This is a genomic window from Rhodococcus sp. 05-2256-B1, assembly GCF_002258465.1.
GTDB classification, from domain to species: Bacteria; Actinomycetota; Actinomycetes; order Mycobacteriales; family Mycobacteriaceae; genus Rhodococcoides; species Rhodococcoides fascians.
Window position 1 is genome coordinate 1 of sequence record NZ_NOZA01000030.1, and the last position, 12,013, is coordinate 12,013.

Consider the following 12,013-nt stretch of genomic DNA (forward strand, 5'->3'; position numbering starts at 1 on the left):
CCAGTCTGCGAATGCGGTTGTCCCTCAGGGGTTGATGCTCCACCCACGCGCGAGTTGCGCCGCTATCGTCCGCGAGTTTCTGTGAACCCGCGCAGTTGCATTCGCCTTCCATTCCACGAAACCGGTTGTGTGGTGGGCAATGACAACGGCGGATGTGTTGGCGGCGGGGTATACAAGCGAGAGGATGCGAGATGGCAGCACCACTGATCAATTCATCGCAAATTCCTGCCCCGATCAAGGTCGGGTCGCGGATACCCCGGGGCACCTCGATCGATCGCATCATTGCTGCTTTGGAGCCGCTAGGGGGCAGAGTGACGCGTGTGAGCGAGATTTCAGCCCGGATCGACGCCGGCAACATAGCCATTTACCGAATGTTGGGAACATCGCTAGCGCGCGGGCGGCGAAACTTGCCGATTGCCGTCTCGATCGATGTCAGGGACCAAAAGCCCTCAGTTTCAGTGACACTGAGAGACACGATTGCCGTGGTACTCCGTGTGCGGAGTGAGGGTGATGCGCTGAATGAACGCGTCGCGGAGATCAACGAGCTTCTCAAAGTTGTATGACTTCCGATTCCGCGGTACTCCGAGCTACTGATCTCACAATATCGGTGGCGGATCGCGCACTAGGGCAGTATCTCCATTGCGTTGCTCGACGCTCTCGCACGCTCAGTCGCAGGGGTCCATCCCGGGCGTTGTGCTCCTTGGTGGCCATAACGGTTTTGCTTCCAGCTGGATATATGGTCCGCGTGTGGAAAAGGTGGGGCGACGGAGGCGCAGACTGGAAGTGGATTGCCTCGGTATCATCGAGCGTTCACTCGTCCGAGCCGTGATCGGAAGAATCGGGGTGGGATGCAGCGCACGGTGCTGGACGTGGTCTGCGCACTGGATTAGAGGCAACCAGCGTGCTTGTCGGAAAACCTGTCGGTGGTCTCGTGTTCCATGACGACCCATGAACAAGGTCCTGCGTGCGACGCTCGTCAGCGCGGTCGTCATCACCACCGTCATCGGAATCGCGTCGTTCGTGCTGAGTTTCGCCGCACTGTGGGATCTCGCCACGATGGCGGGCGTCCCGCGATCGCTGTCCTGGCTGTGGCCCGTGATCGTCGACGGCACAATTCTGCAGGCCACGATCTCCGTCATCGCACTCGCTCAATTCGAGGAACAACGCAGTGGTCGACGCTTTTTCTGGGGCGTGTTGATCACGGCAGCTCTGGTCAGTATCGGCGCAAATGCCATGCACGCCTTCATTTCCGACGCCGGAACACTGCATCCGGCGCTGTCGGCGGCCATTGCGACGGTCGCCCCGGTCAGTCTGTTGGCCGCGACACACGGACTCGGCATCCTCGTCCGAGTACCGGCCGAACTGCCGAACAATCCAGAGATCCCGGACGACGCCCGAAGCCTCACGCAGGCAGACGACGACACCGTGGCCGCCGACGTGGTGCCGCTGCAGACCGGGATCGAACCGAGACCGGAACCGGCTGAGCCCGCGTCTGCTGTGTCATCCACCCCGGTACCGGCCGCACCCGTCGAGCATGTTCGTGGCGATTCGCCGGCGAGCGATATTCCGGTCACCTCCGTGCGTACGGTCGAACCTCTCGACGACGTCGATCGCTGGATTCTCGACGAAGAACGGGTGGACGATCTCTATCCCGTCGACGCTCCGTGACATCCGGTGGCACCATCGAGTGATGAGCCAGAATCTGCCGAGATCCGTAGTTCCCGAGAAGCCGAAGCCTGGTCAGGAGTCGGTGTGGGATTACCCCCGTCCACCGAAGCTCGAGTCCTCCAACCGTTCGCTGGTCGTCCGGCTCGGCGGCGAGGTGGTCGCGCGCACCACCGCCGCGTACCGAGTGCTCGAAACCAGCCATCCGCCCACCTGGTACATCTCTCCCGCAGACGTGGTTCCGGGTGCGTTGACGCCGTCCGAGGCCCGGTCGACGCACTGCGAATGGAAGGGCGCGGCGACGTACTGGGACGTGCACGGCGGCGACGCCGTGGCACCGGCCGCGGGGTGGAGCTACGAGAACCCGACACCGCGGTTCGCCGAGATCGCCGGCTACCTCGCGTTCTCACCCAGCCGACTCGACTGCGAAATCAACGGCGAGGCGGTCCGGCCGCAAGAAGGCGGTTTCTACGAGGGCTGGATCACCGACGACGTGGTCGGCCCGTTCAAGGGCATTCCAGGCTCCTACGGCTGGTGATCACTCACCCCGCGGGTAGCTCGGCGCGGGGGATGATCTGAATCGAACTCGTTGCGCCGGGGTCGCTGCCGGTCACCAGCACGTCCCCGGTGCGCGGGTCCACGGCAACGGAGTTGGCCTGTGTCACGGTCGGAACGTCGCCCAGGATTCGCGGTGCGGAGACGTCCGAAACATCGACCACGCGCAGCAGGTTCGACGCGGTCAACGTCACGAACAGCAGTGCCCGGTCGCGGTCGACGGCAAGTCCGTACGGATTTCCCGGGGCCTCGACCGACGCGGTCTGGCGAATACTCCCCGCAGCGTCGACCGAGGCGAGAAGAACGGTTCCGCCGTCGGTATCGGCGAACCCGGCCGTTGTCTCGTTCACTGTCACGGCGTGGGTCAGCTTGACGCCGATCGGGGCCTGCGCCACCTCCCGCTGGGTCGCGCCGTCGTAGACCCACACGCCGTTGCCCTGCACGTCTGCGACGGCGGCGTACGGGCCGAGAGCGGCAGCGCCACCGGGCTGGACCGGGCCCGGCGGTAGTTCCGACAAGACCGAACCGGAGCGCAGGAAGATCACCCCGCCGCCCATCTCGTTGGTGGCCACGATCGTGCCGCCTGAGGTGAGCACCGCGTCGTGCGGCTGCCGTCCGACACCGGTGGCCGTGGACAGGATCGCGCCGTCGTTCAGCGCCACTTCGAGTAGTTCGTCACTGCCTTCGAGCGGGACCAGGACCGGGCCGTCGGGACCTGCCAGCGAAAGATGCCGGGGTGCGCCCGTCGTCTGGACCATCTGCCGGACGGCACCCGTCGCCGCGTCGAACAGCACCACGCCGTCGGGCTCGCGTACTCCGGCGGCGGCGATGCCCGACGTCCCCACGACGATGCCCTCGGGAGCCCCGGGGAGCGGAACGACAGTTCCGACGGGATCGGCAGAATCGGGCGCCTGGGCGGGTTCGGCTGCCGGAGTTGTTGCCGGAGTGGTTGCCGGCGAGAGGGATTCGTCAGGGGCAGAAGAGCACCCCACGAGCAGGAGGCACATGACCGTCGCCGCGGCGAGAGCGGTTTTCACGATCGGCGGTACTGCTCGAAGTGCAGGGCATCGTCCAGTGGACGCCCCGTGCGCCAGCCGAATCGCTCGAGATCCGGTACCTCCTGGAACGACTCGACCGGGCCCACACACAACCATGCGATCGGACGCACCGGGGCGGGGATGTCGAGCAGTTCGGTGAGGTACGCCTCGTCGTAGAACGACACCCAGCCGACCCCGACGTTCTCGGCTATCGCTGCGAGCCAGAGGTTTTCGATGGCCAGTACTGCCGAGAACAATCCGGTGTCGTCGACGGTGTCGCGGCCGAGGACGTGCGGGCCTCCCCGGTTCGGGTCGTACGTGACCACCACTCCGGTGCCGCTGGTCTCGATCCCTTCGATACGGATGGGGTCGAACGTCTGTCGGCGCTCGGAGTCGAGCTTGTCCGCGAAGTCCTGTCGGCAGTCGGCGACGTGTGCGGCGAAGGCGCTCAACGTGTCGGGTTTGCGGACCACTATGAAATCCCAGGGCTGGGTGTTACCGACGCTCGGTGCCTGATGCGCTGCGCCGAGGATGCGGCGCAAGGTGTCGTCGTCGACGACGGTTCCGTCGAACTCGTCTCGCACGTCGCGGCGAGATCGAATGGCCGCGTATACCGACAGTGTGGCTTCGGTCATGATATCCGTTCTCCGATAACAGTTTTCAGGTTCTCGTTCAGTTCGTCGACGAGGGCGGGCAGGTGCTCGCCGGGGGTGGGGCGGCCCAGATGGAAGCCCTGCGCCCGTCCGCATCGCAGCTCACGCAACACCGATACCGTCCTTTCGTCCTCCACGCCCTCTGCGGTCACCGACAGCCCCAGTGTGCGCGCCAGTTCGATGGTCGAGCGAACGATGGCGGCGTGAGTGGCATTGTGCGACATTCCGCTGACGAACGTTCGATCTATCTTGAGTTCCTGGACCGGGAGGCGCTCGATGTAGGCCAGGGAACTGTAGCCCGTGCCGTAATCGTCGATGGCGACCTGCACTCCCATGGCGTGCAGACCGGCCAGCACCTCGGTGGCACCGGCGGGGTCGGTCATCGCGGAGCTCTCGGTCACCTCCAAGGTCAACTGCTCTGCAGGGCAATCGAACTCGGACAGGGCTCGGGACACGTGGAAAATCAGACTGTCGTCGAACAGGTTTCGGGTGGAGATGTTGACGGCCATGCGCAGGTTCAGGCCCGATGCTGCCCATCGCTGTCGTTCCGCCAGGGCTTGCTCGAGGACGTAGCGGGTCAGTGGGCGGATCAGTCCGGTGTGCTCGGCCGTGGGCAGAAATGCGCTGGGAGAGAGAATGTCTCCGCTCGGGTGGTACCAACGCAGCAGGGCTTCGACCCCCACCACGGTCATGGAGTCCAGGTCGACCTGGGGCTGATAGCGCAGTCTCAGTTGATCCGACGCGAGGGCGGCGGTGAGCTCGCCCAGCATTATCAACTGCTCGCTCTTGTCCCGGTCCATGGACCGGTCGTAGTACGCGACGCGCGATTGCACGGTCTTCGCGGCCTGCACGGCGAGGTCGGCGCGCTGCACCAGACGGTCGGGTGTGGCGTCGTCCTCGGCGACGCCCGCCGGGGCGTTCGTCGCCACCCCCACGGATGCTTCGATGAGCAACGACATGTTGCCCACCTCGAACGGCGTCGAGAATTGTTCCAGTATGTCGCGGGCGAGGGCTGCGGGATCCATCGAATCCGACTCACCGCACAGCGCGAATTCGTCACCGGCCAAGCGTGCCAACAGGATCGCGTCGTCGCCTACCGTGCGCAGTCGGGTGGCGACGGCGGCCAGCACTTGGTCTCCGAGGCCCCGTCCGAACGTGTCGTTGATTTCGGTGAAGCGGTCGATGTCGACCGTCAGCAATGTCGATTCCCCGGCGTTGCCGTAGATCCGGTGTTCGAGCGCGCGCAGATTGGCCAGCCCGGTGAGGTGGTCGGTGTCGGCGACGGCACGCAGCTGAACGGTCTGGGTGTGCAGCAACCGCAGCAGGTCGGTGATGCGCAGGATCACCAGAACCACCAGAATGCCTGCGCACAGCATGACCGCCCATCCCCACTGCGCGATCGGTTCGTCGCGTATGACTTCGACGACCATCACGGCGGGGGCGGTGAGCGTGGCGGCGGTCAGGACGACGACGGACGGCGTGGTGAACGACGCCATCAGGTGGGCGTCGGATTCGATGGTGGGGCTGGCGATTCTCCGCATCGAGGGATGGAGCGCGGCGACGCCGATGAGGACGTAGGACAGCGTCCACCCCGCGTCGAGCAACGAGCGGTCGGACGAGGAGTCGGACACGATGGAGAAATTGTTGACAGTATCGGTGACGACCAGCAGGACCACCGCAGCGGTGAGCAGTCGGTAGGACAGTGCTCGCCATTGACGCGAGCCGACGAAGTGGGCGAGCAACCCGAGCAGGAAGATGTCCATCGCGGGATAGGCGACGTCGACCAGCCCGGCGACGCCGGAGATACCGTCCCCGCCCAGCGACGGTTGGACCGCGAACACCCAGGTGAGCAGTGCGAATGCAACCATCACGATCGCGCTGTTGGCGATGTGGCCGCGTTCGCTGGCCCGCCACTTGTGCCGGACCAGTAGAAACAGTCCGAAACCGTAGATCGGGTAGCCGACGAGGTAGAGCGCGTCGGCGAGCGACGGATAGGGCACGACGCCCCCGCCGGCGTGAAGCCACTCGTAGACGATGTCGCCGAGCACCCACACCGCGGTGCCCGCGGCGATGCTCCACCAGGCGGTTCGGTTGCGCGGACGGTTCAGTCTCGTTCCCACGATCGTGGCGGCGACGGCGGACGCCCCGACCACAACGAAGATCGATTGCGACCAGACGGAGTCGGGCACCGCGAAGTAGGCGATGCAGCCGAGTACGCCGAGTGCTCCGTACCACCGCCACCAGGCCGTCACAGTTGTCTCCAGCCGTTCGCGTGATCCGACGACTCAACAATGGCACATCAGGTGACCTGGGTCACTTTCTCGGGGTGTTTTTCGGGCTCGATGCAGGTAACGGGGATGTCGGTGCCTCGTGGGAGCATGAAAACGTGGAGTCGAGCGCCGAAACGGCGAAGAGCGGGGAAGCGAGCATCATGCACGCCGATCTCGACTCCTTCTATGCCTCGGTGGAGCAGCGAGACGACCCGCGGCTGCGGGGAAAACCGGTGATCGTCGGCGGGGGAGTGGTACTCGCGGCCAGCTACGAGGCCAAGGCCTTCGGGGTACGCACTGCGATGAGCGGTGGGCAGGCGCGGGCGGTCTGTCCGCAGGCGATCGTGGTGCCGCCGCGCATGGAGGCGTACTCCCAGGCGAGCAAGGACGTGTTCGACGTCTTTCACGACACGACGCCGCTCGTCGAGGGAATTTCCATCGACGAGGCCTTTCTCGACGTCGGAGGCCTGCGCAAGATAGCGGGCAGCGCCCTCGACATCGGGCAGCAACTGCGCCGCGACGTCGCCGAACAGGTCGGGCTCCCGATCACCGTCGGGATTGCCACCACCAAGTTCCTGGCGAAGGTGGCCAGTGCGTTCGCCAAACCCGACGGGCTGCTGTTGGTGCCACCCGGTGGTGAACTCGAGTTCCTGCACCCGCTGAACATCGAACGGCTGTGGGGCGTCGGCAAGGTCACCGCCGAAAAACTGCACGTACTCGACATCAGAACCGTGGGAGACATCGCTGCCTACGGCGAGAGATCGCTGGCCTCGGTGTTGGGAAAGGGCGCAGGAGCGCACCTGTACGCACTGGCCATGGGCCGAGATCCGCGCCGCGTGCAGCCCGGAAAGTCGCGTAGTTCCATCGGTGCCCAACGGGCCCTGGGCCGCGGGCGGCACGACGCGGCCGAGGTGGAGGCGTCGTTGATCGGCCTCGTCGATCGCGTCACGCACCGAATGCGGGGCGCGCAGCGGACCGGCCGAACCGTGATGTTGCGCTTGCGGTTTGCCGATTTCACCCGGGCCACCCGATCGCACACCCTCGATCGCGCCACCGCCGACACCCGGGACATCCTCGATGCCGCACTCGAGCTGCTGCACGAGGCGGCTCCGCTGATCGCGGAGAAGGGCATCACTCTGGTCGGGGTGACGGTCTCGAGCATCGACAGGGGCGGAGCCGAGCAACTGGAACTGCAGTTCGACGCCCCCTCGGTACGCAGACCACCCGAGGCGTCGGCACTCGACCGTGCGTTGGACGGGGTGCACAAGAAGTTCGGGTCGACGTCGCTGACGCGCGGGGTACTGCTCGGACGAGACCCGGGGGTATCGGTACCGCTGCTGCCGGACTGACTACGTGCGCACCGTCGGCTGCACCCGAAAGCCCTCGGGCATCATGGTCAGCCGCTCCGTGACCTTCAGTCGATACGACGGGTCGGCCTGCAGATCGAAGCGTTGCAGCACGGTGCCGAGTACCAGTACGGCCTCATGGATGGCAAATTGCCTTCCGATGCACGCTCTTTCGCCCGTCCCGAAGGGCTTGTACACGTGCGCCGGCCGAGCTTTGATGCGGGCGGGCAGAAAGTTGTCGGGGTCGAATTTCTCCGGCCGATCGCCCCACACCGGATCTCGATGCAGGGCCGTCGCGAGCACGATCGCCCAGTCTCCTGCCGCCATGGGGTAGCCGTCGCCGATGACGGTGTCGGCTCGTGCGCCGCGTCCGAACGCGGGAACCGTCGGCCACAGACGCAGTGATTCGTCCAGGACTCGGCGGACGTACCGGAGTTTGGGTACTTGGCCGAACTCCGGCTTGTCCGTCCCCCAGATCTCGTCCACCTCGGCCCTGGCACGATCGAAGACCTCGGGGTGGGTGGCCAGGAAGTACAGTGCGAAAGACAACGCACCAGAGGTGGTCTCGTGCCCAGCGATCAAGAACGTCAGAATCTGGTGGCCGATGTTGGCTTCGCTCAAGGCGTTCGGGTTGTCGGCCTCGCGCGCCGCGTCCATCATGATCTGCAGTAGGTCGGTGAAGTCGCCGTCGGACTGTCGACGAGTGCGGACGACGTCGGTGAGTACCTCGGCCAGGTACTTCTTGTTCTGCTCGTATCGCCGGTCCGATCGGGCGAACAGCGGCGCGGCGAACGCCGGGATCGATACCAACGCCCGCCGTTGGTTGTACGTCAGTGCGCCGACCATCGCGTACACGAACGGGTGTGGTTCGGCGCGGGTGAACGAGCCGAAGCTGTAGCTGAATCCGGTGCGTCCGATGGTCTCGAGCGTCAGCTTCGTCATGTCCGAGGACACGTCGGTCGCCGACGCGTCGCGCGAACGCTCGGTCCAGTGCTCGATCAGATCGTCCGCGACGTTCACCATGATGTCGTGGTAGCCGCGCATGGCTCCGGCGGTGAACGCCGGCCGCAGCAGATCGTGGGCCCGTTGCCAATTGGGCTCGTCGTTGTAGGCGGTGAACAGGCCGTCGGCACCGATGTCGCGGAGGCGCTCGACGCCCGGCGGCAGGAACTTCTCGAAGCGGCGTTCGTCGCAGAGATCGCCGACCACGTCGGCACCCGAGGCGAAGACGAAGCGCTTGCCGAGGATGTGGCGCTCGAACATCGGTCCGAGCCGGGCGGCCAGAGCTGTCGAATCCTGGATCGGCGAGCGCGGGTCGACACCGATGACGTCGCCCAGTATCGGCAATCGATACGGCGGATGCGGTAGTACGCCGTCTCGTAGTGCGAATTCCGTCGACATGGCCGCTCCTCAGTCCCCGAACCGACTCGTTGAACCGGTGTCAAATAGTGACCGTACTCACCGTTGAACTCGTGTCAAGTAAGGTTCGAAACCCCATGACCACACCTCGAAAACGCATGACACCGGAGCAGCGGCGTGCGCAACTGATCGAGATCGGTTCGACCCTGTTCGCCGAACGTCCCTACGAGGACGTGTGGATCGAGGAAGTGGCAGACCTGGCCGGGGTCTCACGGGGTCTGATGTACCACTACTTCCCGTCCAAACGGGAGTTCTTCGTCGAGATCGTGCGCATCGAATCCGAGCGCAACCTCGCCGTCACCGCCCCGGACCCGTCGTTGCCGGTCCTCGAGCAGATCGCCGCCGGACTCGACGCCTACATCGCCTACACCGACGAGCATGCGCACGGCGTCCGAGCGGTCAATCGAGGCGCTCTGCTCGGAGACGACCGCATCAACGACATTCTCACGCGCGAGTTCGACATCCAGCAGCAACGCATTCTCGACGCGCTGCCGGACGAGTTCCACGACGACGAGATGATCCGGGCCGCGCTCCGCGGGTGGGTGGCATTCGTCCGCGCGGTCTGTCACGACTGGGTGGAGCGCAGGACTCTGAAGAGGGAACAGGTTCGCGAGCTGTGTCTGAAGGCGATCGCAGGTCTTCTCGAGGTGTGACCTGCGGGTCTATCGTCGGGGAATGTGCCGAAACATCACCACCCTGCGGGGATTGGAACCACACGCCACCGACGACGAGATCGAGGCTGCGGCGCGTCAGTACGTCCGCAAGATCAGCGGTGTGCAGAAGACGTCCGACGCCACCCGTGACGCGTTCGAGACGGCAGTCGCCGAGGTGACGGCCACGACGCATCGGCTGCTCGACGCCCTGCCGGACCGGCGGCAGCCACCTCCGACGGTGCCTCCGCTCAGGCGTCCGGAAGTGCAGGCGCGGATTGTCGCCAAGGCGGCTGCCGGGGCCTGATGCGCGCTAGCAGACCACTGCATCGAATGGATGGTTTTCCGCAGAATCGGACGCGCGATCGGGGTCGAGGGTGGCAAACTGGTCGAGTCAGGCGAAGGGGGTGACGATGACCGATCGACGACGACGACGACGCACGTTCGATTCCCGAGACGGTGACGCCGAGGTCGCCGAGCCGCTGCTGCGAGCGGTGTTGTCCTACGCGCCCCGCGACGAGTCCCCGATGCCCCATCCTTCCGAGGGCATCACCTTGCGGGCCGAGAACGGATCCGGTTCGATCCGCCTGGAATTGGCCATCGCCGACGAGCTCGGGGTAGGCGTACCGGGACCGTTCGGATCCAGATTCTACGAATGTGGATCGTTCGAAGTAGTTGTGCCGCAACGAGACCCACGCGAGGGTGCGTTGTTGATGATTCACCTGCTCGAAGCCCAGGCTCCGCATCGATTCCAGTTCACCGCATCCATGCCTGCGTGCTGGGAGTTGCGGCTCGAGCGAGACGGCTCCGTATCGGTGCTCGACGACACGGGCGACGCGGTGATATTCATCGGCCGCCCTTGGGCTTTCGACTCCGACCTGCACCCGGTGCACGTGTACTACACCATCGAGAACGGCCTGTTGGTGCAGAATGTCGGAGCTACGTCCGACACCGGATACCCCATTCTCGTCGACCCCGATCCCGAGGCGATCATCACCGGAGACGGCAGGCTCGTCACTGAGAGCTGGACACCGCGGCTGGTCGTCGGAGGCATCGTCGAGGACCTCCCGCCGCGGTCGATCTCCGGCTGAAAAGTGTTGCAGCGCAGTCAGAACGGATCGTGCTGAATGTGCTTCATCGGCGTACCGACCTTGCGCAGTGCGTACAGCGTGGTGCGCACCATCGACGGCGATCCACAGATCTGAATCTGCCGATCGGCCCACGAGCCGAACCGGGTCACCACCTTGCCCACCGGGCCGTGCAGCCGATGATGCATGCCCCACGGGAGTTCGCGCGTCGGACCCGAGTGCCACCACGGATCCTCGAGCTCCTCGGTCACCGGTACCACCGTCAGCCACGGATTCGACAACGACAGCTGCCACAGTGTGTCGAGGTCGTAGAGGTCGCACGGATACGTCCCACTGACGAACAGATGCACCCGCGGATTGGTGCTGCGCTGGGCCATCTCCATCACCTGCGCGCGTAACGGTGCCAAACCGGTGCCCCCGGCGATCATCAGCACGTCCTCGCCGATCGTGCGATCGACGTGCATGCCGCCTAGCGGCGGGCTGATCAGCCAACGGTCCCCGACAGTCGTTTCGGTGACCATCGCCGGTGATACCCAGCCCCCGGATACGCGTCGAACATGGAACTCGATCTCGCCGTAGGGGTTGCTGGGAATGGCAGGGGACAGGTAGCGCCACAGTTTGGGTCGCTGCGGTATCTGCACACTGACGTACTGGCCGGGGAAGTAGGGAATCTCCCCGTCGGTCTTCAGCCGCACCACGGCCAGGTCGTCGAGCAGGCGGTGATGTTCGACGACCGTCGCGCCCCAATACGGGGGCAGCTCGTCGTTGTCGGCGGCGGCGGCCATCGCGTTGCTCACCACGGTGAGGGCGTCTCGCCAGGCGGTCTCGACCTCGTCGGTCCACATCTCGGTGCCGGCGAAGCTCCGGAAGGCGCTGATCAGCGCCGAACTCCCCGCCCGGAAATGTGCCCCGGAAATTCCGTGCTTGCGGTGGTCCCGGCCCAGCTGTTCGAGGAACGGCTCGACGCGGTCGGCGTCGTCCAGATTGTCGAAGATGTACCCCAGTGCCAGAACGAAATGCTCGCGCAATGCGTCCATCGACGCCGGGAACAGGGAACGGAAGTCGGGATACTCGGCAAAAAGGTGAGCGTAGAACGACCGGGACAGCTGTTCGGGACCGTTCGGTGCAGCCGCTACCGACTTGAATCCGGTGCGGACCAGGGAGACCGTGCGTGCGTCGAGCAACCTCCACCCCCACCGATTGACACCTTCGACCGTCACCAAAGTAGACCGATCGAGACTTTCGCGCATCAGGGCTTCGCCCTCGTGCGCGTCTTGCGCCCCTCCAGGTACGCAAAACGCGCACGAGAAAAATCAAGGTTGAGCGGAAC

12 protein-coding genes are annotated in these 12,013 nt (G+C 65.1%); 7 read left to right on the top strand and 5 right to left on the bottom strand.

Features of this window, described 5'->3' with window-relative positions; all coding sequences use genetic code 11:
- Window positions 1-191: 191 nt before the first annotated feature.
- From CH285_RS17045 to CH285_RS17055, 3 genes are all read left to right on the top strand, one after another.
- Window positions 192-563 (top strand): hypothetical protein, encoded by a 372-nt coding sequence (locus CH285_RS17045; RefSeq protein WP_141214980.1) that lies wholly within the window; start codon window positions 192-194, stop codon window positions 561-563.
- Between the two features lie 385 nt (window positions 564-948).
- Entirely contained in the window at window positions 949-1,668 is a 720-nt protein-coding gene (locus tag CH285_RS17050) for a DUF2637 domain-containing protein (protein ID WP_032388962.1), read from the top strand.
- Window positions 1,669-1,690: 22 nt separating this feature from the next.
- Window positions 1,691-2,203, top strand: a complete 513-nt coding sequence (locus tag CH285_RS17055; RefSeq protein ID WP_032388963.1) for a DUF427 domain-containing protein — start codon at window positions 1,691-1,693, stop codon at window positions 2,201-2,203.
- Window positions 2,204-2,207: 4 nt separating this feature from the next.
- Here the strand turns inward: CH285_RS17055 and CH285_RS17060 are convergent, their stop codons facing one another.
- From CH285_RS17060 to CH285_RS17070, 3 genes are read right to left on the bottom strand one after another with little or no spacing between them, the layout of a single operon-like run.
- Window positions 2,208-3,257, bottom strand: coding sequence for a YncE family protein (locus tag CH285_RS17060; protein WP_255032280.1), 1,050 nt, complete (start codon window positions 3,255-3,257; stop codon window positions 2,208-2,210).
- Entirely contained in the window at window positions 3,254-3,877 is a 624-nt protein-coding gene (gene bluB, locus CH285_RS17065) for a 5,6-dimethylbenzimidazole synthase (protein WP_176458546.1), read from the bottom strand. Before bluB ends, CH285_RS17060 begins: the two co-directional genes overlap by 4 nt.
- An 11-nt stretch (window positions 3,878-3,888) precedes the next feature.
- On the bottom strand, window positions 3,889-6,162 hold the full coding sequence (locus tag CH285_RS17070; protein WP_094643848.1) for a putative bifunctional diguanylate cyclase/phosphodiesterase: 2,274 nt from the start codon (window positions 6,160-6,162) through the stop codon (window positions 3,889-3,891).
- 134 nt (window positions 6,163-6,296) lie between these two features.
- Between CH285_RS17070 and dinB the strand changes: the two genes are divergently transcribed.
- On the top strand, window positions 6,297-7,529 hold the full coding sequence (gene dinB / locus CH285_RS17075; RefSeq protein WP_255032281.1) for a DNA polymerase IV: 1,233 nt from the start codon (window positions 6,297-6,299) through the stop codon (window positions 7,527-7,529).
- Here the strand turns inward: dinB and CH285_RS17080 are convergent, their stop codons facing one another.
- Window positions 7,530-8,927 carry a cytochrome P450 gene (locus CH285_RS17080; RefSeq protein WP_094643849.1) on the bottom strand — a complete coding sequence of 466 codons (1,398 nt, stop codon included), beginning with the start codon at window positions 8,925-8,927 and terminating at the stop codon, window positions 7,530-7,532. It abuts the gene before it with no gap.
- 95 nt (window positions 8,928-9,022) lie between these two features.
- On the opposite strand from CH285_RS17080, the gene CH285_RS17085 reads away from it, so the two are divergent.
- The 3 genes from CH285_RS17085 (at window position 9,023) to CH285_RS17095 (ending at window position 10,686) form a co-directional block, all read left to right on the top strand.
- Entirely contained in the window at window positions 9,023-9,598 is a 576-nt protein-coding gene (locus tag CH285_RS17085) for a TetR/AcrR family transcriptional regulator (protein WP_032388966.1), read from the top strand.
- Window positions 9,599-9,620: 22 nt separating this feature from the next.
- Window positions 9,621-9,902, top strand: a complete 282-nt coding sequence (locus CH285_RS17090) for a DUF2277 domain-containing protein (protein WP_032388967.1) — start codon at window positions 9,621-9,623, stop codon at window positions 9,900-9,902.
- A gap of 106 nt (window positions 9,903-10,008) precedes the next feature.
- Window positions 10,009-10,686: a hypothetical protein gene (locus CH285_RS17095; protein ID WP_094660312.1), complete on the top strand. Its 678-nt coding sequence runs from the start codon at window positions 10,009-10,011 to the stop codon at window positions 10,684-10,686.
- A 17-nt stretch (window positions 10,687-10,703) separates the two neighbouring features.
- On the opposite strand, the gene CH285_RS17100 is transcribed toward CH285_RS17095, so the two are convergent.
- Complete coding sequence (locus tag CH285_RS17100) at window positions 10,704-11,867, bottom strand: globin domain-containing protein (protein ID WP_032389050.1); 1,164 nt, start codon at window positions 11,865-11,867, stop codon at window positions 10,704-10,706.
- Between the last annotated feature and the right edge of the window lie 146 nt (window positions 11,868-12,013).